The sequence below is a fragment of the Hyphomicrobium sulfonivorans genome, from assembly GCF_013306565.1.
GTDB classification, from domain to species: domain Bacteria; phylum Pseudomonadota; class Alphaproteobacteria; order Rhizobiales; family Hyphomicrobiaceae; genus Hyphomicrobium_A; species Hyphomicrobium_A sulfonivorans.
Window position 1 is genome coordinate 1 of record NZ_PZPO01000008.1, and the last position, 25,996, is coordinate 25,996.

Annotated in this window: 23 protein-coding genes; 21 read left to right on the forward strand and 2 right to left on the reverse strand. The window is 61.8% G+C overall.

What is annotated here, in order from left to right; translation table 11 throughout:
* Positions 1–213: 213 nt before the first annotated feature.
* The gene (locus C6Y62_RS15610) at positions 214–1,989 is read right to left on the reverse strand and encodes an OmpA family protein (protein ID WP_173954718.1); all 1,776 of its coding nucleotides are present in this window, start codon (positions 1,987–1,989) and stop codon (positions 214–216) included.
* 138 nt (positions 1,990–2,127) lie between these two features.
* Complete coding sequence (locus C6Y62_RS15615; RefSeq protein ID WP_068462256.1) at positions 2,128–2,790, reverse strand: rhomboid family intramembrane serine protease; 663 nt, start codon at positions 2,788–2,790, stop codon at positions 2,128–2,130.
* Between the two features lie 236 nt (positions 2,791–3,026).
* Here C6Y62_RS15615 and murJ point away from each other — a divergent pair, with 236 nt between their 5' ends.
* The 21 genes from murJ to infB all read left to right on the forward strand — a co-directional run bounded on the left by murJ (position 3,027) and on the right by infB (position 25,780).
* Positions 3,027–4,601 carry a murein biosynthesis integral membrane protein MurJ gene (gene murJ / locus C6Y62_RS15620; RefSeq protein WP_173954719.1) on the forward strand — a complete coding sequence of 525 codons (1,575 nt, stop codon included), beginning with the start codon at positions 3,027–3,029 and terminating at the stop codon, positions 4,599–4,601.
* Between the two features lie 139 nt (positions 4,602–4,740).
* Complete coding sequence (trpS, locus tag C6Y62_RS15625; protein ID WP_068462257.1) at positions 4,741–5,799, forward strand: tryptophan--tRNA ligase; 1,059 nt, start codon at positions 4,741–4,743, stop codon at positions 5,797–5,799.
* 135 nt (positions 5,800–5,934) lie between these two features.
* Positions 5,935–6,441: a universal stress protein gene (locus C6Y62_RS15630; RefSeq protein WP_173954720.1), complete on the forward strand. Its 507-nt coding sequence runs from the start codon at positions 5,935–5,937 to the stop codon at positions 6,439–6,441.
* 139 nt (positions 6,442–6,580) lie between these two features.
* Entirely contained in the window at positions 6,581–7,135 is a 555-nt protein-coding gene (locus C6Y62_RS15635) for a NifU family protein (RefSeq protein WP_068462130.1), read from the forward strand.
* An 87-nt stretch (positions 7,136–7,222) separates the two neighbouring features.
* A complete protein-coding gene (locus C6Y62_RS15640) occupies positions 7,223–7,816 on the forward strand; it encodes a malonic semialdehyde reductase (RefSeq protein ID WP_173954721.1) in 594 nt (197 codons plus the stop codon).
* Positions 7,817–7,871: 55 nt separating this feature from the next.
* A complete protein-coding gene (gene tsaB, locus C6Y62_RS15645; protein WP_173954722.1) occupies positions 7,872–8,591 on the forward strand; it encodes a tRNA (adenosine(37)-N6)-threonylcarbamoyltransferase complex dimerization subunit type 1 TsaB in 720 nt (239 codons plus the stop codon).
* Between the two features lie 5 nt (positions 8,592–8,596).
* Positions 8,597–9,082: a ribosomal protein S18-alanine N-acetyltransferase gene (rimI, locus tag C6Y62_RS15650; protein WP_068462261.1), complete on the forward strand. Its 486-nt coding sequence runs from the start codon at positions 8,597–8,599 to the stop codon at positions 9,080–9,082.
* 159 nt (positions 9,083–9,241) lie between these two features.
* Positions 9,242–9,685, forward strand: coding sequence for a Fur family transcriptional regulator (locus C6Y62_RS15655; protein WP_173954723.1), 444 nt, complete (start codon positions 9,242–9,244; stop codon positions 9,683–9,685).
* Between the two features lie 68 nt (positions 9,686–9,753).
* A complete protein-coding gene (gene olsA, locus C6Y62_RS15660) occupies positions 9,754–10,671 on the forward strand; it encodes a lyso-ornithine lipid O-acyltransferase (RefSeq protein ID WP_068462138.1) in 918 nt (305 codons plus the stop codon).
* Positions 10,672–10,853: 182 nt separating this feature from the next.
* The gene (gene miaB / locus C6Y62_RS15665) at positions 10,854–12,197 is read left to right on the forward strand and encodes a tRNA (N6-isopentenyl adenosine(37)-C2)-methylthiotransferase MiaB (RefSeq protein ID WP_173954759.1); all 1,344 of its coding nucleotides are present in this window, start codon (positions 10,854–10,856) and stop codon (positions 12,195–12,197) included.
* 109 nt (positions 12,198–12,306) lie between these two features.
* Entirely contained in the window at positions 12,307–13,305 is a 999-nt protein-coding gene (locus C6Y62_RS15670) for a PhoH family protein (protein WP_210258094.1), read from the forward strand.
* 9 nt (positions 13,306–13,314) lie between these two features.
* Positions 13,315–13,899, forward strand: coding sequence for an rRNA maturation RNase YbeY (gene ybeY / locus C6Y62_RS15675; RefSeq protein ID WP_173954724.1), 585 nt, complete (start codon positions 13,315–13,317; stop codon positions 13,897–13,899).
* Between the two features lie 11 nt (positions 13,900–13,910).
* Positions 13,911–15,023 carry a CBS domain-containing protein gene (locus tag C6Y62_RS15680; RefSeq protein WP_173954725.1) on the forward strand — a complete coding sequence of 371 codons (1,113 nt, stop codon included), beginning with the start codon at positions 13,911–13,913 and terminating at the stop codon, positions 15,021–15,023.
* 11 nt (positions 15,024–15,034) lie between these two features.
* Positions 15,035–16,792: an apolipoprotein N-acyltransferase gene (gene lnt, locus C6Y62_RS15685; RefSeq protein WP_338074375.1), complete on the forward strand. Its 1,758-nt coding sequence runs from the start codon at positions 15,035–15,037 to the stop codon at positions 16,790–16,792.
* 144 nt (positions 16,793–16,936) lie between these two features.
* Entirely contained in the window at positions 16,937–17,395 is a 459-nt protein-coding gene (locus tag C6Y62_RS15690; protein ID WP_173954726.1) for a helix-turn-helix domain-containing protein, read from the forward strand.
* Between the two features lie 153 nt (positions 17,396–17,548).
* Entirely contained in the window at positions 17,549–18,757 is a 1,209-nt protein-coding gene (metK, locus tag C6Y62_RS15695; protein WP_173954727.1) for a methionine adenosyltransferase, read from the forward strand.
* 183 nt (positions 18,758–18,940) lie between these two features.
* Positions 18,941–19,630, forward strand: coding sequence for a tRNA (guanosine(46)-N7)-methyltransferase TrmB (gene trmB / locus C6Y62_RS15700; protein ID WP_173954728.1), 690 nt, complete (start codon positions 18,941–18,943; stop codon positions 19,628–19,630).
* A 268-nt stretch (positions 19,631–19,898) separates the two neighbouring features.
* Complete coding sequence (rimP, locus tag C6Y62_RS15705; RefSeq protein ID WP_173954729.1) at positions 19,899–20,531, forward strand: ribosome maturation factor RimP; 633 nt, start codon at positions 19,899–19,901, stop codon at positions 20,529–20,531.
* Between the two features lie 4 nt (positions 20,532–20,535).
* Complete coding sequence (gene nusA, locus C6Y62_RS15710) at positions 20,536–22,236, forward strand: transcription termination factor NusA (RefSeq protein WP_173954730.1); 1,701 nt, start codon at positions 20,536–20,538, stop codon at positions 22,234–22,236.
* A 32-nt stretch (positions 22,237–22,268) separates the two neighbouring features.
* On the forward strand, positions 22,269–22,910 hold the full coding sequence (locus tag C6Y62_RS15715; protein WP_173954731.1) for an RNA-binding protein: 642 nt from the start codon (positions 22,269–22,271) through the stop codon (positions 22,908–22,910).
* Positions 22,911–22,948: 38 nt separating this feature from the next.
* Positions 22,949–25,780 (forward strand): translation initiation factor IF-2, encoded by a 2,832-nt coding sequence (gene infB, locus C6Y62_RS15720; RefSeq protein ID WP_068462155.1) that lies wholly within the window; start codon positions 22,949–22,951, stop codon positions 25,778–25,780.
* Positions 25,781–25,996 lie beyond the last annotated feature (216 nt).

The following is a 25,996-nucleotide window of genomic DNA, read 5'->3' on the forward strand; positions in this document are numbered from 1 at the left end:
GCGGCGCAGAGATATTCCGCCTGCGCGCAGGCGGAATATCTCACAGCGCTCCGCCAAGCGGAGCTGATTGTATCGGGTTCCCATCGCAGCGACCGATTATGGCCGTTGCACTTGATTCGTGAATCCCTGGGATCCACGTCAGTTGCCGCATCTGCATCTGGCGCAATCGGGCGGCCCGCCGCCGAGCGCGAACATGGCACATTGGAATGCGCCTCAGTGCGAGATGACAAGCTCCACGCGTCGGTCAAGCTGCCATAGGTCGTCCTGCGCGAAGTCACCGCGGACCACGCCCAGATATGGCTCCGTCTTGCCCTTCGGCACCAGTTCCAGCGGTCCTTCGTAGCCGCCCTCGCGCAGGAACGTCGCCACAGCTTCCAGACGATCGCGGGAAAGCCGCATGTTCAGATCGTGCGAGCCGCGTTCGTCGGCATGGCCGGTCAGCGTCACGTTCGGAAAGCGTTTGATCTGCAGGTATTCCAGCAGCAATCCGGCCGCGCGTCGCCCCTCCGCCGTCAACGTTGCCTGATTGTAGACGAACGTCACCGGCACCGGCACGGAAAGGCTGGTGGCCGCCAGGTTAGCGCGGGCCTCGCTGGCCGTGGTCGCGGGCGAAAGATCAGCAGCGGCCACTTCCGTCGTTGGCGATAATTCGCTGGCGGTGGCGGCGCTCTGCGGTGGCTCGCTGGCCAGCGCGGTGGCGGGTGGCAACGCAGCAGCCGTAGCGGCTGCAGGTGTCTCTGCCGCTTGAACCGTTGTTGCTGCCGACGCTGGCGCTGCGGATTGTGCCTCTACCGCGACAGCCGGTGCAGCGCTGCCGGACGCAACACTCTCCGGCTGCGTCGTCGCGGGTGTCGTGTCGGCATGCTGGCTGGCCGCGTCTTCAGCAGCAGGAGTTGGCTCTTGCGCCTGCGCCGACTGCGCTTCTGCGCTGCCATTGGCATCGGCATGATCGTGCGCAGCTTCCGCATGGCCATTGACGCTGGCCGCATTGCCAGCAGGCGTCTCGGCTTCTGCCTTGGCCGCTGCGTTTGGTCCTTCCGTCGACGGCGTCAGCGCCTGTGACTGCTCAGCTCCTGACCCTGCAGCGGCGCCACCTGCATCCGCGTGCCCAGCTTCCGCATGATGAGCATGGGCCTCGGCCTCGCCGCCGTGCGCTTCCTTCGCCGCCTCCGCCTTAGCCTTCGCTTCAGCCTCTGCGCGTGCCTCCGCCACCATGCCTTCCAGGTTCTTCATCTGGTCGGCCTTGACGGCAGCCGCAGCGCTTGATGCTGGGGCAGCGGCGTCGCCCGCGCTTCCGGCTGGCGTTGTGGCGTTGGCATGTTCCGCCGACCCAGCCGCAGCCTGCGCAGCGTTCCCAGCCCCGGCACCACCATTGCCAGCGATGTTGGGCGGCGAAAGCGGCAGTGCCCGTGCTGCCCTTGGTGCTTGCGGACGGCCTGAAGCATCGCCGGCGTCAGCCACCACAGCTCCGTGGTCGCGCTGCTCGGGTCCGCCACGTTGTTCGCCCGCACCCGTCACCCGATCCCGTTCGCTGTCATGCGCCGACCCGCTTTGCGAGGCCTTGAACAGCGCCAGTTTCGCATCTGGATTGGAAATCGGCTTATCGATCGTCAGCGCCCACTCGCCGTTCTCGTCAACGTCCGCCGTGCCGATTGCCTCGCCGTCCGCCGTGATCGTCACGCGGCTGTTCGGCTCGCCGGTACCTGCGAACACCGATGCCCCTTCCGGATCGATACGCGCGATATCGAATGCGGGCGCATCACCCGGGGCCTTCGCATCGGCCGGCGCCAGCGCTTCCTTCAGGGCTTCCAGGTCACTCGCAGGGCTCTCAGCTGCCGGTTTCGGTGCGGTCGCTTCGGCAGCCGCTTCCTTCTGCGTCGCCTCGCGCTCAGCCTGTTGCGGCAGCGGGTTTACATCGAGCAGCCACACGGCGCCGCCAAACAGCGACAGCAGCCCCAGCACCACAGGAACAACGAACTTGAACAGCATGAATAAATTCCGGCACAGGCCCCCCGGCCCCAGCGGGGCGGAGTGTCCGGCATTTAGGGCCTGTATTCAAGGCCGTCAGAGGCCCCGCTCAGCCTGAAAGCAACGCCGCGTTCGGCAACCGCCGCTGGCCGCCAGCCATCAGGATGAAATCTGCCGGTTGCCTGCGCCCCGGAACAGAAACGCCATCAGGAAGCCGGCGAAGAACCCGCCAACGTGCGCCATGTAGGCGACGCCGCCCATATCTTTAGTAGATTCATCGGTGTAGGCGATCGATCCGACGCCGCTGAAAAGCTGCAGCACGATCCAGAAGCCCAGCACTACAATGGCCGGCATTGCCACCACATCGCGCCCGAACAAAACGTTTACCCTGGCGCGCGGGAACATCAGCAGATAGGCGCCCAGAACGCCGGCAATCGCACCCGAGGCGCCAACATTCGGAACGTTCGAGCCCGGCAGCACCAGATACTGCGCGAACGTCGCTGCCAGCCCCGCCACCAGATAGAAAAACAGATACTTCAGATGCCCAAACCGATCCTCGACGTTGTCGCCGAAGATCCAGAGGTAGAGCATGTTGCCGCCCAGATGCATCCAGCCGCCGTGCATGAACATGGCGGTGAACAGCGTTGGAATGTTGCCGGCAGGGTCAGCAGAAAAGCGCGCCGGAATAAATGCCCATTGCTGAATGAAGGCATCGCCTTCCTGCAATTCCAGCAGAAACACCAGCACGTTGATGGCGATCAGGGCATAGGTGACATAGGGCGTCGTGCGCCGTGCAGAATTGTCATCGCCTAACGGGAACATGCGGCCTGCTCCTCCCTGGTTGCCGTCAGGTTGTGCGGTGTCGGGATCGTATGTCAACGGTCCGGCTCGCAAAACGGCGAGATAGCAAGGGCACGATGGCGTCGTTCGTCCTAAAGAACGCAGCATCGGCCGCTAGAAACAGTGTCGCGCCACCAATAGGCGTTGCACAGCAGCCCGTTGCCCTGATAGGCCATCTGGCTGTTTGTCCATGGAAACCACGGTACAGCTCGGCGCCGATGAAACTTTACCGCTCCTTTGCAACCGTCGGCGGCCTCACCATGGTCAGCCGCGTGTTTGGCTTCATTCGCGACATCGCGTTCGCGTGGGCCTTCGGTTCCGGCATGGTGGCCGACGCCTTCAATGTGGCCTTCCGCTTTCCCAACCTGTTCCGCCGCCTGTTCGGTGAGGGGGCGTTCAACTCCGCCTTCATTCCGCTGTTCGCCAAGGAGCTGGAGGGCAACGGCAAGGACGAGGCGCGCGCCTTCGCTGAAGAAGCGATGAGCGGTTTGTTCGCGGTGTTGATCGGGCTCACCATAGTCGCCATTCTGACGATGCCGTGGCTCATGTACATCCTGGCGCCGGGCTTTGCGGCAACGCCGGAGAAGTTTGATCTCGCGGTGCTGCTCACGCAGATCACGTTTCCTTATCTGTTGTGCATGTCGCTGGTGGCGCTGTTCTCCGGCGTGCTCAACACGTTCGGCAAGTTCGTTGAAAGCTCGTCGGTCTCAATCGTTCTCAACCTCACTTTGCTGGCCGCAATTTTCACCGGCTTCGCGCTCGGCTTTCACAACGATCCAGCGGGCGGCATCGTGCAGGCCATCGGCGTGTTCGTGGCCGGTGTGTTGCAGCTCTGGCTGTTGATTGATGGTCTCAGGCGCAACAATTTCACGCTCAAACTGCGCCGTCCGCGCATGACGCCGCGCATGTGGCGCCTCGTCAAGCTGGGCATTCCCGGCGTCATTGCCGGTGGCGTCACACAGATCAACATTCTCATAGGCACCATCATCGCTTCGATGCAGGGCGGCGCCGTCTCGCAGCTTTATTATGCTGATCGGCTTTATGAGCTTCCGCTCGCCATCGTGGGTATCGCTATCGGTGTGGTGCTATTGCCGGATGTGTCGCGTCATTTGCGTGCGGGCAATCACGAGGCGGTGCACGATGCGCAGAACCGCTCGTTGGAATTTTCCATGCTGCTGACGTTCCCGGCTGCTGTCGCGTTGGCGGTGGTGCCGCAGCCAATTGTGTCAGCGCTGTTTGAGCGCGGCATGTTCCTCGCCAGCGACACCGCAGCCACATCAGCTCTGCTCGCTGTGTTCGCAATTGGTCTGCCCGGCTTCGTGCTCATCAAGGTGTTCTCGCCGTCATACTTCGCGCGTGAGGACACCAAGACGCCGATGTACTACGCGATGATCAGCCTGACGGCGAACACGCTCGGCTCCATCGGGTTGTTCTTCCTGTTCCGCTCCTATGGCTGGATGCCCCATCTCGGCATCGCCGTTGCCACCACGCTGGGCGGGTTGCTCAACGCAAGCCTGCTCTATGCAACACTGGCGCGGCGCGGCGATTTCGTTCTGGACCGGCGGGTCAAGCGCACGTTGCCGCGCATCGTGCTGGCCAGTGCGCTGATGGGTGTCGTGCTGTGGCTCGTCGCCCGCACGCTCAGTCACCATTTTGGGCCGGAAGCCGCCGAATGGTCGCGCTTCCTGGCGCTGTTTGGTGTCGTCGGCGCGGGCCTCATCACGTACGCGGTGGCCGTTTTTCTCACCGGTGCCCTAGATCGACGGCAGCTCCGCAGCTTCATCAAGCGCTGATATTGCAGCCTTTGCTGATGCGGGAGCGCACACGCAGGGCGGCGGCTGCCAGTCCACATCACTGCTTTCGCGGCCCAAAGCCTTGCGCCTTTGGCCTAGCCGCGCCATAAACCCGCGCGCCAACGCGGAAGGGGCTCTCATGGCATTTAAAGAACGCGTGTTTTCCGGCATGCAACCGACCGGAAGCCTGCACCTGGGGAACTACCTCGGGGCGATGGTGCAGTGGATCGAGATGCAGAAGACGCACGAGTGCATCTATTGCGTCGTGGATTTGCACGCGATCACCGTCAAGCAGGATCCGGCCGAGCTGCGCCAGTCGATCCGCCAGGTGACAGCGGCTTACATCGCGTCGGGCCTCGATCCGCAGAAAAGCATCGTGTTCAATCAGAGCCAGGTCGCACAGCACGCCGAGCTGGCATGGATCTTCAATTGCGTCGCCCGCCTCGGCTGGCTCAACCGCATGACGCAGTTCAAGGAGAAGGCCGGCAAGGATCGCGAGAACGCGTCCGTTGGCCTCTATGCCTATCCCAATCTGATGGCCGCTGACATTCTCGCCTATCAGGCCACCCACGTGCCGGTGGGCGAGGATCAGAAGCAGCATCTGGAACTCGCGCGCGACATCGCGCAGAAGTTCAACAACGATTTCCGCGATCAGATCATCGCCGCCGGTTATGACGACGGCATCTTCTTTCCGCAGCCCGAGCCGGTCATTACCGGTCCGGCGACGCGCGTCATGAGCCTGCGCGACGGCACGCGCAAGATGTCGAAGTCCGAGCCATCTGATATGTCGCGCATCAATCTGATGGATGACGTCGATGTCATCGCCGACAAGATCAAGCGCGCCAAGACCGACATGGAGCCCGCTCCGCCCTCCAATCTGGAGGAGCTGAAGGCGCGTCCCGAGATCGACAATCTGGTCGGGATCTATGCGGCGCTGGCGGGGATAACCAAGGAAAAGGGCCTCGAAACGCTCATCAGCACCTCGAACGAGGGGCCGAGCATCTTTACGGGCCTTAAACGCGCGTTGACGGAAGTTGCCGTTGAAAAGCTGGGCCCGATCCGCACCGAGGTTCAGCGTCTGATGGCTGACCCGGCCGAGATCGATCGCATCCTGGCCGATGGCTCGCAGCGTGCCCGCACCATCGCGGCTCCGGTCATGGACAAGGTGAAGGATATCGTCGGTTTTGTCCGTTCCTGACGGACAAAACCGCGCCGCTTCTCCACTTTTTGCGGCGTTTCACCTTGCGATTGGAAAAACGCTGCCCACTATTTGCGGTAGCCGCATCGGCATGGCGCTGTTGTGGGCCTCGGAGCAGCATGGCAGCATGCCTATATGACAGTACAAAAGCGCCGATCCTTTGAGGCTGATCACTTCCGCAAGTTTCTTCTCGTCATCGACGGGAAGCCGGAAGTCGATAGCGCATTGTATTATGCGGCCAACCGCATGCAGCGTTCGCATGGCTCGCTGGTGATGCTGTACATCATTGTTCCGCAGGATTTTCAGCACTGGATCAACGTGCGCCAGCAACACGTCGAGGAAGAAACCGCGAAGGCCAAGGCGCTGTTTCGGCTCATGCGGCGCAAGCTCAATCTCGCCGGCTATGAGAACATCGCGTGCGAAGAGATCATCCGCGAGGGCACTGAGGTCGATGAGATCCGCAAGCTGATCGACGAGGACGAAGACATCGCCGTGCTCGTGCTCGGCGCAGCTTCCGAAGCCGCCGGTCCCGGCCCGCTGGTCTCGTCGCTGGCGACAAGTGGCGCCATGGGCAGCTTCCCGATCCCGATTACAATCGTGCCCGGTACGCTCGCGCTGGAGGATGTGCGCTCGCTGGATTAAAAGATGGCTTGAGGGCCACTTTGAAATTTCGGGCGGAATAGCTACATTAGAGCAATTCTAAATAGAGGTTTCGTCTCACCAGTCCTGATTTTCGGCCACCAAACGGGGCGGTGAAGGCAAATGCGGAAAGGCCAAGGCCATGTTCATACAGACCGAAGCGACCCCTAATCCTTCGACCTTGAAGTTCATTCCCGGCAAGGCCGTGCTCGCGGAGGGAACCGCTGACTTCACCGACAAGGGTGAAGCGCTGGCGTCTCCGCTTGCATCGCGCCTGTTCGATATCAAGGGCGTGCGCGGCGTGTTTCTCGGTTCCGATTTCATTTCGGTGACCAAGGGCGACGAGGAATGGCAGCACCTGAAGCCGATGATCCTTGGCGCCATCATGGAGCACTTCATGTCCGGCGCACCGGTCGTGGCCGAAACGGCGAACGACGATACCGGCACCGCCGCCTACGACCCCGAAGATGAAGCGGTCGTCGCCACGATCAAGGAACTGCTGGAAACGCGCGTGCGCCCTGCAGTTGCGCAGGACGGCGGCGACATTACGTTTTCATCGTTCCGCGATGGTGTCGTCTATCTGCATATGCGCGGTGCATGCGCCGGCTGCCCCAGCTCGACGGCCACGCTGCGCCACGGCATCGAAAACCTGCTCCGGCATTTCTGCCCTGAAGTTCAGGAAGTTCAGGCGGTCTGATAGCCTTCGGGTTGATCAGCCGACAACGCACGCTCCGCTCCCCCCGGGCGGAGCTTTCTTTTTTCATACATGCAGGAGACCTAACGAATGCAACCGATAAACGATGCTGCGCTGGAGCAGCTCTTTTCGGGTGACAACGCCCGTTCGCACAACGCCTGGCAGCAAAAGGACGTGCCAGACAGCGTGCTGCACAAGCTGGTTGAGCTTGTGAATTTGGGGCCCACCAGCGTCAACTGCGAGCCGGCGCGTTTCGTATTCGTGAAGTCCGCTGAGGAGAAAGAGCGTCTGCTGCCGATGCTCAGCTCGGGCAATCGCGTCAAGACACAGCAGGCGCCCGTGTGCGCGATCATCGGTTTCGATCTCAAGTTCTACGAGCAGTTGCCGCGCCTGTTCCCGCACAAGGACATGCGACCGCTGTTCACCGGAGCGCCCGACAAGATCGAGGAAAGCGCTTTCCGTAACGGCACGCTGCAGGGCGGCTATTTTATTCTGGCGGCGCGCCTGCTCGGGCTGGATGTCGGTCCAATGTCCGGCTTCGATCATGCTGCGGTAGATGCAGCCTATTTCGCAGGCACCGATATCAAGGCGAATTTCCTCTGCAACCTCGGCTATGGTGAGCCTTCAGCGTTGATGCAGCGCCTGCCGCGTCTGCCGTTCGATGATTGTGCGAAGATAGTCTGACGCAGAGCAAAATCGGATGATGAATCTGTCGCGCTCAGCGTATAGGGTGCGGCCTATGATTTTGTTGGCATTCGATACCTGCTTTGATGGCTGCTCGGTCTGCGTTGCCGAGCAGCAGGGCGATCGTTTGCGTGTGCTCAGCTCCGCCATGGAGCGCTTCGAGACCGGCCATGCCGCGCGTCTTGTGCCGATGATCGGCGAAGCGGTGCAGCAGGCCGGGATCGATTTCAACGCGATCGGCCATATCGCTGTCACCACCGGCCCCGGCACATTCACCGGCACCCGCATCGGCATCGCGGCCGCGCGGGCGATCGCGCTGGCTACGGGCGCGCGCACAACCGGCATTTCCAGTCTGGCTGTGATGGCCGAGGTTGCGCGTCGCGAGATCGACGCCCGCACACTGGCCGTTGTCGTCGACGCGCGGCGCGGCGAAGTTTATGCGCAACTTTTTGACGCTGAACACGGCGCAGAAGGCGCATCGCCGCCGCAGTTGTTGTCTGTCGCAGACGCTGCCGAACTGGGCGGTTCCCATCCTGTTGTGTTTGTTGGTTCGGCCGCAGAGCAGATTGCTGCCACTGCCACTGCCACTGCCACTGCCACAGCCACCGAGCACGGGCGCGACGCACGCGCTGCTTTGCCTGACCTGCTGCCGGATGCGGTAGCGTTGGCGCATGTTGCCGTAGGCGTTGCGCCTTCGGATGCACCACTTCTGCCCTTCTATCTGCGGCCGCCTGATGCGCGTCCGCAGGAGGGCAAGATGATCGCGAGGGTTTGACCGACATGGCCACGACCGCAACTCCGCTCGACCCAAGAAATCTGAGCCTGTTGTGGGCCAGTCCTGAACGCGCGGAAGAAATAGCTGCATTGCATGGCAGGCTGTTTTCTCCGGGCTGGAATGCCGAGAGCGTCGCAGCTTCGATAGAGGATCCTACGTCGGCTTCGTTCATCGCACAGCTGCGCGATCCGATGCAGATCGTAGGCTTTGTTATCGGGCGTATTGCTGCCGACGAGGCTGAAATCATTTCGATCGGTGTCGCGCCGGAGTGGCAGCGACGGGGCATCGCCAAGCGGATGTTGGAAGGGCTGGCACGTGCGGCGCGCCGCTCTGAGGTCAAGCGCTTGTTTCTGGAAGTCGCCGTCGATAACGAGGCAGCGCTGGAGCTTTATACGGGGCTTGGTTTTGTGTGCGTCGGTGGCCGCAAGGCCTATTACGAGCGTGCCGGCAAGCCGAACGTCGATGCCGCAATTCTTGCGCTCGATCTTTAGGCCGGGATCTTTAATAAGCCGCCCCGCCATTGGCCTTCACGACCGGAGAACCGTGGCCCCACGTGTGCGGCTGGACGGTCCCGCGTCACTTTCCTATAAGCTTGTTCGAGAAGAAAATTTCCCATCCGTGACCGGGTGACAGCGAGCAGGCGCCGTCCTATGGAGCAGTCTTCAAGCCATATCGAAAGCGCCCTTGAGCGGCTGTGTGTGGAGCACGGCCTGCGCATGACTGGGCAGCGCCGTGTCATTGCCCGCGTGCTGTCGCAGGCGCACGATCATCCGGACGTCGAAGAAGTCTATCAGCGCGCCAATGCCGTGGATCAGCGGATTTCGCTGTCGACGGTGTATCGCACCTTAAAGCTGTTTGCTGAGCATGGTATTCTGGAGCGGCACGACTTCGGGCTCGGGCGTGGGCGCTACGAGGAAGCCTCGCGCGATCACCACGATCATCTCATCGACATCAATACCGGCACTGTGATTGAGTTTCACAGCGAAGCGATCGAAGCGCTGCAGGAAAAAATTGCTGAAGAGCTGGGCTTCAAGCTGGTCGGCCATCGGCTGGAGCTTTTCGGCGAGCGCATCAAGCCTGAGAAGAAGGGCTGATGGTATCATGATTGGTCATCGCAACCGGCGTGATCGGATGTAAGTGACGGCCGTTGACGGAGCGAACAATGGGTGCAATCCGCGGCGCTTCCGTTTTGGCGAGCTTCCTGGCGCTGACGCTGCCGTTGATGCCGGTGCAGGCTCTGCTTGTGCGCAGCGGTTCCAAGCGCGCCCGCACATTTCCGCATTGGTATCATCGCCAGGTCTGCCGTCTGCTGGGCATCCGGCTGCACATTGAGGGCGAGGTCGATCCGCAACGCCCGGTGCTGCTGATCGCCAATCATTCCACCTGGCTCGACATTCCCGTGCTGTCGGCGGTGGCGCCGCTCTCGTTCGTTGCCAAGCGCGAGGTCAGCACGTGGCCGTTTGTGTCGTCGCTGGCGCGGCTGCAGCGCACCGTGTTCGTCGATCGCACACGGCGCACAGCGGTTGGTCAGACGGCGGGCGAGATAACGCAGCGGCTGTCTGCGGGCGACACCATCGTGCTGTTTGCGGAAGGCACCTCCAGCGACGGCAATCGTGTGCTGCCGTTCATGACTTCGCTGTTCGCTGCGGCCAAGCCTGCCCCGCGTGATGCGGCGGTTGGTGGCGATGGCGCTGCTGGCGCGCAGGATGAGCAGGCTGTGGTGCAGACATTGTCGGCGGTTTACACGCATTTGCACGGCATCCCGGTTGGACGCGAGGGGCGCCCGCGCATCGCCTGGTATGGCGACATGGAAATGCGTAGCCATGCCTGGGAGCTGCTGAAGGCGGGGCCGCTGGATGTAACAATTCGGGTCAGCGCTCCGGTGCCGTTAACAAGCTTTGCCGATCGCAAGGAGTTGGCGCGCCACAGTGAGGCCCAGGTAAGGGAAGGCGTGGTACGGATTCTGCGTGGCCGCCCGGCGGACGAGCCGGTTGCAGTGGTCGCGCCGGAGAGCGCTCAATCGGCGGTGCGGAGCCGATTGGCCGATCAGGCCGGGCAAGACGGTCGCAAGTGGACGTGAGGGCCCACCCTTTGTAAGAAGCAGGCGGGCCTTAACGAGGCACAACCGGACGCCGCAGCGGCGGTGGCAATGACGGGCGAGCGCGCAGAACGATGAGCAACCAATCGACTATGGCACAGCGTGGGGCGGCGCAGGCGGTGATGGCTACGGCGACACCTGCTGGCGCGGCGGAACCTGCTGTCATGGGCAATGCGCGTAAGGTCTATGTGCGCACGTTCGGTTGCCAGATGAACGTCTACGATTCCGAGCGCATGACGGAGGCGCTTTCGGCGCAGGGCTATGCCGAAACGGAAACCCTGGATGAGGCCGATCTCGTCATCCTCAACACGTGTCACATCCGCGAGAAGGCTGCCGAGAAGGTCTATTCAGATCTCGGCCGCATCCGGCAGGTGAAGGATGCGCGGGCCGAGGTCGGCAGCGACACGGTCGTTGCCGTCGTGGGCTGCGTTGCGCAGGCGGAAGGCGCAGAGATTGTGCGCCGCGCGCCGACGGTCGATCTGGTGGTTGGCCCGCAGAGCTATCATCGTCTGGGAGAACTGATTGCGCGCACGCGGGCTGAAAACCGTTCGCTGGTTGAGACGCAGTTCCCCGAAGAGGAAAAGTTCAACCATCTGCCGCAGCGCACGCCATCGCGTGGTGTGACGGCATTTCTGACCGTGCAGGAAGGCTGCGACAAGTTCTGCACCTTCTGCGTCGTGCCCTACACGCGCGGCATGGAATATTCGCGCGCCGTTGTGGAGGTCGAGAAGGAAGCGCGGGCGCTGGTTGCAGGCGGTGTGCGCGAGGTGACGCTGCTGGGCCAGAACGTCAACGGCTATCATGGCGAAGGGCCGGACGGGCGCACGTATTCGCTGGCCGATCTGGTGCGGCATCTGTCCGGCATCGAGGGGCTGGAGCGGTTGCGCTACACCACATCCCATCCGCGTGACATGGATGACGATCTGATCGCCGCGCATGGCAATGAGCCGAAGCTGATGCCGTATCTGCATCTGCCGTTCCAGTCCGGCGCCGATCGCATTCTGGCGGCGATGAACCGCAAGCATACGGCGGCTGAATATTCCGCGCTGGTGGCCCGCATCCGCGCCGCGCAGCCGGATCTGGCGCTTTCGACCGACATCATTGTCGGCTTCCCCGGCGAAACCGATGCGGAATTCCAGGCGACGCTGGATCTCTATTCGCAGATTGGTTTTGCGGCGGCCTATTCCTTCAAATACAGCCCGCGTCCGGGCACTCCGGCCGAGAAGATGGACCAGCAGGTGCCGGAGGACGTGAAGGCCGAGCGGCTGGCGCGGCTGCAAAAGCTGGTTGAGCAGCAGCAGCAGGCATTCGCGGCCGGATGCGTCGGGCGCACGCTGCCGGTGCTGTTTGAACGCCCCGGACGCCGCCCCGGGCAGTTGATCGGCCGCTCGCCCTATTTGCAGTCGGTCTATGCGGAAGCGCCGGCGGAAATGCTGGGCCGAATCGTACCTGTTGAAATTTCTGGATTTGGCCCCAATAGTTTGAACGGTGTCATACGGCCGGAGTGATGTTCCGGCTAGGGTTGGGTCTGATATGCACTGGCGTCGGGTAGCGGCTCCTGTGCTATCCTGATCAAACGATGTGACGATTCGTATTGAACGACGTCTGGAGCGCCTATTGGCAGCATTTCGCGGGAATCCGGTCGCTGGACCGGGGCGGTCACCTAAGGTTCAGGCACCCGCCAACAAGCGTCTTGTGGTCCCATTTGAGGACAACCGACATCTCACTCGATTGTTGGGCGAATTTGATGCCCATCTGGCATTGCTGGAGGACCGTCTCGGGATAGAGGCGCATGCCAACGGCAATCTCGTTACGCTGAGCGGCCCTGAAGCCGCCTGCGAGACCGCCCGTTCGGTTTTGGAGGCTCTCTACAAGCGCGCCGCCAGAGGCGAGCCGATCGGTCCGGGCGATTTCGACGGCCTGATCCGCCATGTGCGTGAGGCCGAAGTGCCGGGTGATGGGCAGGCGCAGATTGCGACGCGAAAGCGCGTCATCAAGGCACGCACGACCACCCAGACCGAATATATGCGCGCCCTGAACCAATCCGATCTCGTGTTCGGCATCGGTCCTGCCGGCACCGGCAAAACCTATATCGCGGTGGCCTATGCCGCTCATTGCCTCGAACGGGGCATGGTGGAGCGCATTATTCTGTCGCGTCCTGCGGTTGAAGCGGGCGAGCGTCTCGGCTTTCTGCCTGGCGATATGCGCGACAAGGTCGATCCCTACCTGCGGCCGCTGTACGACGCACTTTACGACGTGCTGCCGCCCGAAAAGGTGGAGCGCGATCTGGAAAGCGGCACCATCGAGATCGCACCGCTTGCGTTCATGCGCGGCCGCACGCTGACCAACGCCTGCGTCATTCTCGATGAAGCGCAGAACACCACCAGTATGCAGATGAAGATGTTCCTGACCCGCCTGGGCGAGAACTCTAAAATGGTGGTGACGGGTGATCCCAGCCAGATCGATCTGCCCTCCGGCATGAAATCCGGGCTTGAGGAGGCGGTCGGGTTGCTGGACGGTGTCCAGGGCATCGAGGCGGTGCGGTTTACCGGCAAGGACGTGGTTCGCCGCGACCTCGTTGCACGCATCGTTGAAGCTTACGATCGGCCGAAGTAAAATCCGGCCATGCCAGCTTCAAGCTCCAATTCAAGTACTCTGCCCGTTAACCAATCGGGCGAGCCTCAGGCCGAAGAGCCTCCGATAGGTCTTCAGATCGACGTCGTGCACGAGGACGGCGACTGGACCTGCATGCCCGACGTCGAAGCGCTCGTCGCCCGTTCCGGTGCCGCGCTGGCTGAACATATGGCCATCGGAAGCGGTGAGGTCTGCCTGGCGCTGTCGAACGATGCGCAGGTTGCAAGCCTGAATGCGGACTATCGCGGCAAGCCAACGCCGACGAACGTGCTGTCTTTTCCCGCTCCTCCGCCGCCGCCCATCGAGGGCGAGGATGCGGCTCCGTTTCTGGGCGACATCATTCTGGCCGTTGAGACGCTGCAGCGCGAGGCGGCCGATTTAAAGATTCCGCTAGAACATCACATGCAACATCTGGTTGTGCACGGGTTGCTGCATTTGCTGGGTTATGACCACCAAACCGACGAGGAAGCCGACGCGATGGAAAGCCTGGAAGTTGAAATCCTTGCGCGCCTTGGGATCGCTAATCCCTATGCTGCGGCAGAGGAACTGGCAGATTCCCGCGAGCAGGGGAGTTGATGCAAAAAGCCATGAGTAACTCCCACTCCCCCAGGGAAGTTTCTGAAAGCGCAACCGCTTCCAGCTCGACCACTGAACCGCAGAGTAGCAGCACGCAGAGTCTGCTGAACGCGCTGCTCACCCGTATCGGACTGCGCTCCCCTAGCCTTCGCGAAATGCTGGAGGCCGATCTCAAGGGTGAGGCCGAAGCTGAGGCCGCGGCGTTCTCCAATGAAGAGCGCGAGATGCTGCGCCGATTGCTGCGCTTCGGTGGCCAGCGCGTCGATGACATCATGGTGCCGCGCGCCGATATCATCGCCCTTGAAGAAAGTGATTCCCTGGCGGAGCTGCTGCGCACGTTTGGCGAGGCAGGCGTTTCGCGCATCCCGCTGTTCAGTGAGACGCTGGATGATCCGCGCGGCATGATCCACGTGAAGGATCTGTTCCGCTGGCTTACGCAGGAGGCGGCCAACGATGCCGTCAACTCGGCGATAGTGATTGCTCCGCCGGCATCTGAAGTGTCAGCCGAAGCCGCCAGCGCTGACGATAAGGCACCTGCTTCGGCCAAAAAGAATGGCGATGACAGCAACGCCGAGCCTCCGATGCTCGACTTCGGCAGCGTTGATCTTTCGCGGCCGATAACGTCGGCAAAAATCCGCCGCCCGGTGCTGTATGTGCCGCCTTCGATGCCGGCAACCAACCTGCTGATCCGCATGCAGGCGACGCGCATCCATATGGCGCTGGTCGTAGACGAATACGGCGGCACGGACGGCCTCGTCACCATTGAGGATCTGATTGAGCAGATCGTCGGCGAGATCGAGGACGAGCACGATGTGGACGAGGACGATTACATCGTCAGCGAGCCCAAGCTCGGCCTTGTCGCCTCAGCGCGCACGCCAGTGAAGGAGCTGGAAAAGCACCTTGGCATCAAGCTGCTGACGCCGGACGAGGAAGAGGACATCGACACCCTGGGCGGGCTGATGTTCTCGCTGCTTGGCCGCGTTCCAGTTCGGGGCGAGCATGTCCGTCATCCCAGCGGCGTTGAGCTTGAGGTGCTGGATGCCGATGCGCGCCGCCTGAAAAAGGTGAAAATCCATCAGCCGCGCTCTTTGGCGGCGCCGCAGCCAAACGCAGATAAAGGGTGAAGTTGGCGGGGGTGGCTTCAGGACAGACCCGTCGCGGCTCGGGCGCTAGCGGACTCCCGGCGCGCATCGTCGGCGCGCTGGGGTGGGTGGCTGCCTCGGTCGCCGATCTGCGCGGCTGGCGTCGCGCTGCGTTGCTGCTGGTTGTTGGCGCTATCTCCGCCTTGGCGATGGCGCCGTTCCATGTCGCGGCAGTGCTTTTCATCACGCTGCCGATCCTGGTGTGGTCGATCGATGGCGTTCAGCCGCCGCAGCCAGACGCATCGCGGTGGCTGCTGTTCCGATCGGCGGCAGCGGTCGGGTGGTGGTTCGGGTTCGGTTATTTCCTGGTCGGGCTGTTCTGGATTGGCGAGGCATTCCTCGTCGAAGCTGAAAAATTCGCCTGGCTGCTGCCGTTTGCCGTGGTGATGCTGCCCGCCGGACTGGCGCTGTTCGTGGCCGCGGCCACCGGCTTTGCGCGCCTGCTGTGGGGCGGCGGATTTTCCCGCGTGCTGATGCTTGCAGTGGCGCTGGGGGCAACGGAATGGCTGCGTGGCCACATCCTCACGGGCTTCCCCTGGAACGTCATTGGCTATGCGCTCACCTGGCCTGTGCCGTTGATGCAGTCGGCGTCGGTGCTCGGGATCTATGGCCTGACGCTGCTGGCTGTGGTGATTTTTGCCGCGCCGTTGGTGCTTGTTGCGGATGCCGCCAAAGCCATTGAGCCATCGGCGTCGGCAACTGCGGCCAGCGCTGGCCGCAGCGTCAATCTGATATCGGCCCGCGCGATCCTGGCGGCTTTGGCAATCGCGGTTGGGCCTATTGCGGTGCTGCATGCGGTGGGCACATGGCGCTTGGCCGATGTGCCTCCGGCGATGCTTGAGGGCGTGCGCGTGCGCATCGTGCAGGCCAGCGTTCCGCAGCGGGACAAGTGGCGGCAGGACAAGCAGCGGCAGATTTTCGACGATCAGCTGTCGCTATCGCTGACCGGACCCACCGGCCGCGTCGACAATCTGGCGGGCATCACGCATCTGATCTGGCCCGAAGCGGCGATGCCGTTTCTGCCGTTGGAACACCCCGAGGCGCTGGAAGCTATCGGCTTTATGTTGCCGGATACGCTGCATCTTCTTTCGGGCGCCCTGCGACTTGCACGACCTGAGGGCGGAGCGGAATTGCCGCGTCATGGCGCGGCGGCGCGTGAGGGCTTCAACAGCCTGATGGTCTTCGACGGCCACGGAAGTTTACACGCGTTGTATGATAAAATTCATCTGGTACCGTTTGGCGAATACTTGCCAATGCAGGGGCTTTTGGAGAGTATTGGTCTTGAGCAATTGACCCGCTGGCGCGGTGGTTTCTCCACTGGACAACAGCCGAGGCCATTGCTGCAGGTTCCAGGGCTACCGCCGGTTAGCGGGCTGATTTGCTACGAGGCAATCTTTCCTGCGGAGGTCGTGCAAGGGGCGACGCGGCCTGGGTTGCTGGTGAACGTGACCAACGATGGTTGGTTTGGTGACACCACGGGGCCATGGCAACACTTCCATCAGACCCGGGTGCGCGCAGTCGAAGAGGGGCTGCCAATCATCCGCGCAGCCAACAACGGGGTGTCTGCAGTCATCGACCCCCAGGGGCGTGTTGTCGCAATGCTTGGGCTGAATGTGCGCGGCGTTTTGGACAGTGACGTCCCGAAGGCGGCTGCATCCCCAATCTATGCGCGATACGGAGACGGCATATTTGCACTGTTGGCCGCACTCGGTTTTGGCGTTGCTCTTATGCTCAGATTTCAGAAACGTTGATGAGGACAATTTGCTTATTGTTCCGTGGGATGGCAGTAGTCATAAAGGCATGGGACGTAGGCGGCGCATCTTTAGAATTCGCGCACGTTCGGCACGTCAATGCAGGTGGCCGCTGATCTGACGCGGTCTTGAAGGTAAATGGGAATGTCGAGAGAAAACGGATTGGGCGAGCTCGGGGTCGAGGAGCGCGGTTCGCGTCGTGCCAATCCTGTAGATGTCCACGTTGGTGCGCGGGTCCGCTTGCGCCGTATGCTGCTTGGGATGAGCCAGGAGAAGCTTGGCGAGCATCTGGGCCTGACGTTCCAGCAGATCCAGAAATACGAAAAGGGCATCAACCGGATAGGCGCGAGCCGACTGTTCGACCTTTCGCAGGTGCTGGGTGTTCCGGTGCAGTTCTTTTACGAAGAGCTGTCTGCTGGTGGTGCAGATGCGGTTGCAGGTTTTGGCGAACGTCCCGCCGAAAGCTATGCCGTGGAGTTCCTCGGCAGTCGTGAAGGGCTTGAGTTGAATAAGGCTTTTGCACGCATCACCGACCCCCGCGTGCGCCGCTCCATCGTCGATCTGGTTCGCGCATTCGCAGGCGAAACCGTTCAGGCTGAATAAGCAAATCAATATCTTTCAGCTGGATGATCAGTGTCCTGCCGGTTGGGATATGGTTGCGCCATGTCCGCCCACGTCCCTTGACCCGTCTGAAAAAGCTTGAGACAAACCCAGCGTTTTAAGTAGACGCCGACCGAAGCACACAAGGGGCCCGGATTGTCACGCCAATCATATCTCTTCACCAGCGAATCTGTATCCGAGGGACATCCGGACAAGGTTTGTGATCGCATTTCCGACGAGATCGTCGATCTGTTCTTTCGCGAAGGGCCGAAGGCAGGCATCGATCCGTGGGCGATCCGCGCTGCATGTGAAACGCTCGCGACCACGAACAAGGTTGTGATCGCTGGCGAAACCCGTGGCCCTGAGACTGTCACCAAGGATTGGATCGCGCACGTTGCGCGCATGGCGATCCGTGACATCGGCTATGAGCAGGACGGCTTCCACTGGGACAAGGCAGACATCGAAGTTCTGCTGCATCCCCAGTCGACCGACATTGCTGCTGGTGTTGATGCGCTGCAGCCGGGCGACAACAAGGAAGAAGGCGCAGGCGATCAGGGCATCATGTTCGGTTATGCCTGCAATGAAACGCCGGAACTGATGCCGGCGCCGATCTACTACGCGCACAACATCCTGCGCGATCTTGCGACTGCCCGTCACAAGAAGGAAGGCGACGCGGCGCTGCTCGGCCCTGACTCCAAGAGCCAGGTTACGGTGCGCTACGAGAACGGTAAGCCCGTCGGCGTAACGCAGATCGTGGTTTCGCATCAGCACATCAAGGAGGATCTTTCCTCCAAGCAGATCCGCGACATCATCGAGCCATATGTTCGCAAGGCGCTGCCGGCTGAGTGGATCTCGAAGGACACTGTCTGGCACATCAACCCGACCGGCAAGTTCTTCATCGGTGGTCCCGATGGCGACAGCGGCCTGACCGGGCGCAAGATCATCGTCGACACCTACGGCGGCGCGGCGCCCCATGGCGGCGGTGCGTTCTCCGGCAAGGATTCCACCAAGGTGGATCGCTCGGCGGCGTATGCAGCGCGCTATCTGGCCAAGAACGTCATTGCGGCAGGTCTTGCTGATCGCTGCACCATTCAGCTGTCGTATGCGATCGGCGTTGCCAAGCCGCTGTCGATCTATGTCGACACGCACGGTACCGGCAAGGTTGACGAAGCCCAGCTCGAAAAGGTGCTGGGCGAGGTGATGGATCTGTCGCCTCGTGGCATCCGCACGCATCTGGATCTCAACAAGCCGATCTATGCGCGCACTTCTGCCTACGGTCACTTCGGCCGGGCGCCGGAAGCTGACGGCGGTTTCTCCTGGGAGAAGACCGATCTGGTTGATGCGATCAAGAAGGCCGTTGCCTAATCTTACGCTTGCAGACGGCGGCGGTCAGCCGCCGCCGTCTGCTCTTGCATTGATTTGCGGTGCTCTGGTTTGACGAGCACGACGCGCGGCGGCAAGGATTTGGCGCACTTCGCCTAGAGTGTTTCCGGAAAAGTGGAAACCGGTTCCGTTGCCGATTAACCCCATACTCTTCGGAGCAAAACGTTGACCCGTCCGGAGCACGAGTTGCGTTCGTTCGGCCGTCGACGCGGCCGTGCACTGAGCGCGCGCCAGCAGCATCTACTGGACGAAGTGATGCCGAAACTGGCCCTTCCTCTGGCTGAACCCGCGCCTGAACCGATCGGGCAACTGTTCCCGCACGCGCCTCAAGATGTGTGGCTTGAGATCGGGTTTGGCGGCGGCGAGCATCTTATCTGGCAGGCGCAGGCGAATGCTGATGTTGGCCTGATCGGGTGTGAAGTATTCGAGGAAGGCGTCGTCAAGGTTCTGTCGGCTGTCGATACGCTCGGCCTGAGCAATGTCCGGGTCAGCGACGAAGATGCGCGCGCGGTGTTGCGATGGCTGCCACCCGCAAGCCTCTCGCGTGCGTTTATCCTGTTTCCCGATCCGTGGCCGAAGCGCAAGCATGTGAAGCGGCGGCTGATCAATCCTGCGCTGCTGGACGAGCTGGCGCGGGCCATGCGTCCCGGTGCCGAGCTGCGCATCGCCACCGACATCGGTGATTATTTGCGGACCATTCTGATGGCGTTCCGGGGACGCGTCGATTTTCGATGGCTGGCGGATAGCCCTGAAGACTGGCGCGTGCGCGGGGATGACTGGCCGCAGACGCGCTATGAGGCGAAGGCGGTGCGCGAAGGGCGTCGACGGTATTTCCTGCGCTTTCGGCGGGTGTGACAAGAGCGTCAGGTGGCGACTGGCGCGTAAATCATTGTTTATTAAAGAGTAAGCACTATCTGGCGGTGGCTGCCTGCAATCTGGGGCGTGCCGCATGCCAGATAGCCGACTCCGGTTGCAGGCTGGCGATTCGTCCCCACTTGCAAGCCAGTCTGTGATCCCGTAGTATCCGCACGCTCATGATCATCTTGACTGTCAGGAGTGGGCCCGCCGGGTCCGCTCTTTTTGTATTGCGCTGACGGTACAGCGAAGCTGCCCGGTTAACACATTGAAAACAAACGATAGTGACAAGACCGTTGCAACGGATCGCTTCTTTTCGGAGAGCGGGTCTGCTGCGCGTATTGCCGAACTGATCGAACCGGCGCTTGAGGGCGCGGGTTTCCGGCTCGTGCGTGTCAGCATCACGGGGCAGGACGGCAATACAGTTCAGATCATGGCTGAGCGTCCCGATGGATCGATGACGATCGACGACTGCGAGACGATCTCGAAAGAGGTCTCGCCGCTTCTCGATGTGCATGATCCGATTGATGGCGCGTATCGGCTGGAAGTTTCTTCGCCCGGCATCGATCGCCCACTCGTGCGCCCTTCCGACTTCGAGGATTGGGCTGGCCATGAGGCCAAGATCGAGCTGAAGGAGCTGATCGACGGGCGCAAGCGTTTCCGTGGTTTCCTCGAAGGGTTCGAGGACGGCGAGGTGCGCATCGAAGTGGACCTGGGCGCTGCCGGCAAGTTCGCTGAGCACACGGGCAAGGCTGTCATCGGTATTCCTGTCAACCTGATCGACGAAGCTCGACTGATGTTGACCGACGATTTGATCCGCGAGGCTCTGAGCCGCGCAAAAAAAGGTAAGGCACTCTCCGATGGCGCAGAAGCGCCGGTGACGGAGTCCGAGGAGGAATAAGACCATGTCTATGGCTGGTGTCAGCGCAAACAGGCTGGAGCTGCTGCAGATCGCCGAAGCGGTTGCGCGCGAGAAATCGATCGATCGCAAGATCGTTATCGAGGCGATGGAAGACGCCATCCAGAAGGCTGCCAAATCGCGCTACGGCGCCGAGAATGATATCCGTTGCGAGATCGATCCGAAGACCGGCGAGGCCCGCCTTTCGCGCGTGCTGGCAGTGGTTGAGGTCGTCGAGAACGACTCCACCGAGATCAACCTTGAGGATGCGCAGCGCCGCAACGGGGACGCCCAGATCGGCGACCTTATTGCTGAGCCGCTGCCGCCGCTGGATTTCGGCCGCGTGGCCGCGCAGAACGCCAAGCAGGTGATCGTGCAGAAGGTGCGCGAAGCCGAGCGTGAGCGTCACTTCAACGAGTACAAGGATCGCATCGGCGAGATCGTCAACGGCACGGTGAAGCGTGTCGAGTACGGCAACGTCATCGTCGATCTGGGTCGCGCCGAAGGCATCATCCGTCGCGATGAGATGATCCCGCGCGAGAACGTGCGCTACGGCGACCGCATCCGCGCCTACATCTATGACGTGCGCCGTGAGCCGCGCGGTCCGCAGATTTTCCTGTCGCGCGCCCGGCCGGAGTTCATGTCCAAGCTGTTCGCGCAGGAAGTGCCGGAAATCTATGACGGCGTGGTGGAGATCAAGTCCGTCGCCCGCGATCCGGGCAGCCGCGCCAAGATCGCGGTTATCTCCAAGGACAGCTCTATCGATCCCGTCGGTGCGTGCGTCGGTATGCGCGGCAGCCGCGTGCAGGCCGTTGTGAACGAGCTGCAGGGCGAGAAGGTCGATATCATCCAGTGGAATCCGGATGCGGCGAGCTTCATCGTGAACGCTCTGGCTCCGGCTGAAGTGACCAAGGTTGTTCTGGACGAAGACTCCAACCGCATTGAAGTTGTGGTGCCGGAGAGCCAGCTTTCGCTCGCGATCGGCCGCCGCGGTCAGAACGTGCGCCTGGCTTCGAACCTGACCGGTTGGGATATCGATATCCTGACCGAGCAGGAAGAGTCCGAGCGCCGCCAGAAGGAATTCGCTGAGCGGTCGAACATGCTGATGGAGGCCCTCGACGTTGACGAGGTGATCGCTCAGCTTCTCGTCACCGAAGGCTTCTCGTCGATTGAAGAGGTCGCATACGTCGACCTTGAAGAGATTGCTAATATCGAAGGTTTCGACGAGCATACGGCCAACGAGATCCAGACGCGTGCGCGCGAGTTCCTGGAGAAGCAGGAGGCCGACCGTGATGCGCGCCGCCGCGAGTTGGGCGTCGATGACGAGATCGCCAAGGTGAGCGGTGTCACCACTGCCATGATGGTGGCGATGGGCGAGAATGGCATCAAGACGCTTGAGGATCTGGCCGATTGCGCAACCGATGATCTGATCGGATGGACCGAGCGCAAGAAGGACAAGGATTCCGAGCCGGTGCGTCATAAGGGCGTGCTCGACAGCTTCGATGTCGGCCGCAAGGAAGCGGAAGACATGATCATGTCGGCCCGCGTTCTGGCCGGTTGGATATCGGCTGAGGATCTGGAGCCTCAGGTCGCCGATGAGCCGGCTGAGGGCGAAGAATTTGCTGAGGGTGAGGCTGACGCTGACGCGGAAGACGCAGCCGAAGCCGTGGCCGATGGTTCCGGCGATACTGCCGGCACCGAAGGCTGATTTGGGATGCAGGCCGGGAAAGGAGCAGCGGATTGGGTTCGAAGGCGCTCAAAGATGCGGACGATGACGAGGTGCGGGGTTCGCTCCGCCGTTGTGTCGCCACGCGCCGTGAGCTTGCTCCGGACGATCTGATCCGCTTTGTTGCTGACCCAGCGGGTGAAATTGTACCCGATGTGGCCTGCAAGCTCCCCGGCCGAGGGGTTTGGGTTGCCTGCGAACGCGACGCAGTTCGTTCTGCGGTCAAAACAAATGCGTTCGCCAAGGGCCTGAAGCGTCAGGTGAAAGCGGCAGAAGACCTGCCGGAGCGCATCGACGCGCTGTTTGAGGCGCGGCTGGTGAGTGCGTTGTCCCTTGCAAATAAGGCGGGACTGGTTGTCACGGGGGCCGAAAAGGTCGAGAAGCTGTTGGATAGTGGGCGTGCCGTGGCGATTTTGCACGGTAGCGATGGCACCGCAGAAGGCCGGCGAAAGCTTGATCGCAAGTATTCGGCCATCCAACGGGATAAGGAAAAGCCTTCAACCATTGTTGATTGGCTCACCATCGAACAATTGAGCTTGGCCATGGGGCGGTCAAATGTGGTACATGCTGGCCTCATACAAGGCGGAGCCACGAAAACGTTTCTTGGCCAGGCTGAGCGCTTGAGGCGCTATCGGTCTGGCTTAAACGTATCCTGAAGGCAGGATGCGGATCTTCGGAGTCGAACGAGCACAGCATGACAGAAACCAAGGACACCTCCGACAAGACCCTCCAGGGAGGCGGGCGCAAGCCACTGTCCCTGCAGCGGACGGTCGAGAGCGGCCATGTCCGGCAGAATTTTAGCCACGGCCGTTCCAAGTCGGTTGTCGTCGAAAAGCGCAAGACGCGTAAGCTGGCTGGTCCAGCCGAGGCGGGGGGCACTTCGCCCGTACCAGCCTCTGAGACTACGCCACCGCCGCGCAGACCGGCCCGTGCTGAAAGTGCTCCGGCTGCTGATCGCTCACAGGGACGTGGTCTCTCGAACGAGGAGCGCGATGCCCGGACCCGTGCCCTGGCCGCAGCCCGTGAGCGCGATGACCGTGAGCGTGTGGAAGCGGAGCATCGCGCCGAAGAAGAGCGCAAGGCAGCTGCCGCGCGTGCCGCTGCTGCTGCCGCAGCTCCGCCGCCGCCACCCGCAGCACCGGTAGAGCCGGAAGCGAAGGCGCCTGCTGCTGCGCCCGCACCGGCCCCAGCTCCCGCGCCCGCCCCAGCTCCGGCTGCAAGAGCAGAGCCTGCCCGTGCGCCCGATCGCCGTGGTGGTGCACCGTCATCTTCGTCTGGCACATCGCAGGGTTACGCAGGCCGCGGGCCTGCCGGATCTGGCGGTGGTCGTCCTCCGCGTCCGGCATCGGATCGCGGTGGCGAACGTGACCGTGATCATTCGGCCCCGCGTCAGCGCGCGTCGTATAACCCCGCGCTGCAACCGCGCGAGGGTGGACGTCCGCGTGAACTCGATCTGCCGCTGCATTCGCGGGCGAAGCCGGCCGAGGTATCACAGCCGGAAGTTACGAAGCCGCGCGTCAATCGCGTTGCGCCGCCGCCGCAGAAGAATGACGACGACGAAAATCGTGGCGCCAAGGGCGGCAATCGCAATAGCAAGCCCGGTGTCCGCACGCCTGCCGTGAAGCCGGACGAGAAGCGCGAGCGCGTCAAGCTGACGATCAATAACGCCTTCGACGAGAAGCAGCGTGAGCGCTCACTTGCCTCGCTGCGTCGTAAGCGCGAGCGCGAAAAGCTCAAGGCTATGGGCATTTCGCAGGCGCGCGAGAAGATCGTGCGTGAGGTTGTGATCCCTGAAGTGATCACAATTCAGGAACTCGCGAACCGCATGACCGAGCGTGCCGTCGACGTCATCAAGTATTTGATGAAAGAAGGCGCGATGCACAAAATCAACGATGTGATCGATGTCGATACGGCCGAGATCATCGTGCAGGAATTTGGGCATACGCCGCGTCGCGTTTCGGAAGCTGACGTTGAAACCGGCTTTATCGGCGAAAAGGACGATGAAGGTGCAATGGAGTCGCGTGCTCCTGTTGTCACCATCATGGGCCACGTCGACCACGGCAAGACATCGCTGCTCGACGCAATTCGTCAGGCTAACGTCGTTTCCGGTGAAGCGGGTGGCATCACCCAGCACATCGGCGCCTATCAGGTGACGACGCCGTCCGGCGAGAAGGTGACCTTCATCGATACGCCGGGCCACGAGGCGTTCACCGCCATGCGTGCGCGTGGTGCCAAGGTGACCGACATCGTCGTGCTGGTTGTGGCTGCTGACGACGGCGTGATGCCGCAAACGGTGGAAGCCATCAACCACGCCAAGGCGGCGGGTGTGCCGATCATCGTTGCGATCAACAAGATCGACAAGCCGCAGGCCGACCCGACCCGCGTGAAGACGGAGCTGCTGCAACACGAAATCGTCGTGGAAAGCCTTTCGGGTGACACGCTGGACGTTGAAGTTTCGGCGCTCAAGCGCATGAACCTCGACAAGCTGCTTGAGTCCATCCATCTGCAGGCGGAAATTCTCGACCTCAAGGCCAACCCCGATCGCTCGGCGGAAGGCATTGTTGTCGAAGCCAAGCTGGAACGCGGCCGTGGCCCTGTGGGCACCGTGCTGGTTCAGCGCGGCTCGCTGAAGGTTGGCGATATCGTTGTGGCAGGTACGGCTTGGGGGCGTGTGCGCGCGCTCATCAATGACCGTGGCGCCAATACGGTTGCGGCCGGTCCGTCGGTTCCGGTTGAGATCCTGGGCTTCGACTCCGCTCCGGAAGCTGGCGATCAGTTCGCTGTCGTCGAGAACGAAGGCCGCGCCCGCGAGATCACTGATTACCGTGTCCGCAAGCGTCGCGATGCGCTCGGCTCTGCTGGCTCCGCCCGTACGCTCGAGCAGATGATGCAGCAGCTCAAGGAAGCTGGCCGCAAGGACTTCACGCTGCTCGTCAAGGGCGACGTGCAGGGCTCGGTGGAAGCTATCGCCGGCTCGCTGCGCAAGCTTGGAACGGATGAAGTCGCTGCGCAGATCGTGCACTCCGGCGTCGGTGGCATCACCGAATCCGACGTGGCGCTTGCCAGTGCCTCGAAGGCTGTCATCGTGGGCTTCAACGTCCGCGCCAACGCCCAGGCCAAGGCGCTCGCTGAGCGTGATGGCATCGAGATCCGCTATTACAACATCATCTACGACCTGATCGATGATGTGAAAGCGGCGATGTCCGGCCTGCTCGAGCCGACGATCCGCGAGATCTATCTGGGCAAGGCTCAGATCCTCGAAGTCTTCAACATCACGAAGACGGGCAAGGTTGCCGGTTGCCGCATCGCCGAAGGCAAGGTGGAGCGTGGCGCCAAGGTACGTCTCATCCGCGACGACGTGGTGATCCACGAGGGCACGCTCTCGACGCTGCGTCGCTTCAAGGACGAGGTGAAGGAAGTTCCGGCCGGTCAGGAATGCGGTATGGCATTCGCCAACTACCAGGACATGCGCGCCGGCGATCAGATCGAATGCTTTACCATCGAGAAGGTGCAGCGCACGCTCTGACGACAGATGTTTCTTCCCGTCCGCATCGAAGCGGGCGGGAAGGCTTTAAAAGGCCGGACTGGCAGCTGTCTCAGTGCCTGGCCGGCTTCGTGGTCTGTGTTCCCCTGTAATGGCGGCACAGGCATTTTGTTCGATGCCAATGGTGGTTCAATCCCGTCATGGCAATGGATTATTTCCAGTGACAAGATCAAAAAAAACGGCGTCGGCGGCGGCGCC

What these genes read in the sequence shown, in the direction of transcription:
- C6Y62_RS15610 (WP_173954718.1), bottom strand. Translation starts at nt 1,989, where the DNA reads ATGCTGTTCAAGTTCGTTGTTCCTGTGGTGCTGGGGCTGCTGTCGCTG.
- C6Y62_RS15615 (WP_068462256.1), bottom strand. Translation starts at nt 2,790, where the DNA reads ATGTTCCCGTTAGGCGATGACAATTCTGCACGGCGCACGACGCCCTAT.
- murJ (WP_173954719.1), top strand. Translation starts at nt 3,027, where the DNA reads ATGAAACTTTACCGCTCCTTTGCAACCGTCGGCGGCCTCACCATGGTC.
- trpS (WP_068462257.1), top strand. Translation starts at nt 4,741, where the DNA reads ATGGCATTTAAAGAACGCGTGTTTTCCGGCATGCAACCGACCGGAAGC.
- C6Y62_RS15630 (WP_173954720.1), top strand. Translation starts at nt 5,935, where the DNA reads ATGACAGTACAAAAGCGCCGATCCTTTGAGGCTGATCACTTCCGCAAG.
- C6Y62_RS15635 (WP_068462130.1), top strand. Translation starts at nt 6,581, where the DNA reads ATGTTCATACAGACCGAAGCGACCCCTAATCCTTCGACCTTGAAGTTC.
- C6Y62_RS15640 (WP_173954721.1), top strand. Translation starts at nt 7,223, where the DNA reads ATGCAACCGATAAACGATGCTGCGCTGGAGCAGCTCTTTTCGGGTGAC.
- tsaB (WP_173954722.1), top strand. Translation starts at nt 7,872, where the DNA reads ATGATTTTGTTGGCATTCGATACCTGCTTTGATGGCTGCTCGGTCTGC.
- rimI (WP_068462261.1), top strand. Translation starts at nt 8,597, where the DNA reads ATGGCCACGACCGCAACTCCGCTCGACCCAAGAAATCTGAGCCTGTTG.
- C6Y62_RS15655 (WP_173954723.1), top strand. Translation starts at nt 9,242, where the DNA reads ATGGAGCAGTCTTCAAGCCATATCGAAAGCGCCCTTGAGCGGCTGTGT.
- olsA (WP_068462138.1), top strand. Translation starts at nt 9,754, where the DNA reads ATGGGTGCAATCCGCGGCGCTTCCGTTTTGGCGAGCTTCCTGGCGCTG.
- miaB (WP_173954759.1), top strand. Translation starts at nt 10,854, where the DNA reads ATGGGCAATGCGCGTAAGGTCTATGTGCGCACGTTCGGTTGCCAGATG.
- ybeY (WP_173954724.1), top strand. Translation starts at nt 13,315, where the DNA reads ATGCCAGCTTCAAGCTCCAATTCAAGTACTCTGCCCGTTAACCAATCG.
- C6Y62_RS15680 (WP_173954725.1), top strand. Translation starts at nt 13,911, where the DNA reads ATGAGTAACTCCCACTCCCCCAGGGAAGTTTCTGAAAGCGCAACCGCT.
- C6Y62_RS15690 (WP_173954726.1), top strand. Translation starts at nt 16,937, where the DNA reads ATGTCGAGAGAAAACGGATTGGGCGAGCTCGGGGTCGAGGAGCGCGGT.
- nusA (WP_173954730.1), top strand. Translation starts at nt 20,536, where the DNA reads ATGTCTATGGCTGGTGTCAGCGCAAACAGGCTGGAGCTGCTGCAGATC.
- infB (WP_068462155.1), top strand. Translation starts at nt 22,949, where the DNA reads ATGACAGAAACCAAGGACACCTCCGACAAGACCCTCCAGGGAGGCGGG.